Genomic DNA, 481 nt, shown 5'->3' on the forward strand with positions numbered 1-481 from the left:
GGCGGCCCAACCAGACACAGGATAGGCCCTTTGATTTTGCTGACGCGGCTCTGCACCGCGAGGTACTCGAGGATGCGATCCTTGACGCGCTCCAGGCCGTAGTGATCGGTATCGAGCACTTCCTGCGCCTTGACCAGGTCTTTTTTCACCTTGCTGCGCGCGTTCCACGGCACCTGAAGCATCCAGTCGATGTAGCCGCGTACCACGGTCGCTTCCGCCGACATCGGCGACATCATCTTCAGCTTTTGCAGTTCCGCTTCGGTTTTCTCGCGCGCCTCTTTCGGCATTTTCGCCGCATCGATCTTGCGCTTCAGCGCTTCGTGCTCGTCCGGCGCGTCGTCCATCTCGCCCAGTTCTTTCTGAATCGCCTTCATCTGCTCATTCAGATAGTACTCGCGCTGGCTCTTCTCCATCTGCTTCTTGACGCGGTTGCGGATGCGTTTCTCAACCTGCAGCAGGTCGATCTCCGACTCCATCATCG

1 pseudogene is annotated in these 481 nt (G+C 58.4%); it reads right to left on the bottom strand.

Annotated elements, in window-relative coordinates:
- Positions 1–481 (bottom strand): annotated as a pseudogene (locus J0A67_RS23530) (endopeptidase La); the annotation flags it as partial.

It is taken from the genome of Algoriphagus aestuariicola, assembly GCF_017254835.1.
GTDB lineage: Bacteria > Bacteroidota > Bacteroidia > Cytophagales > Cyclobacteriaceae > Algoriphagus > Algoriphagus aestuariicola.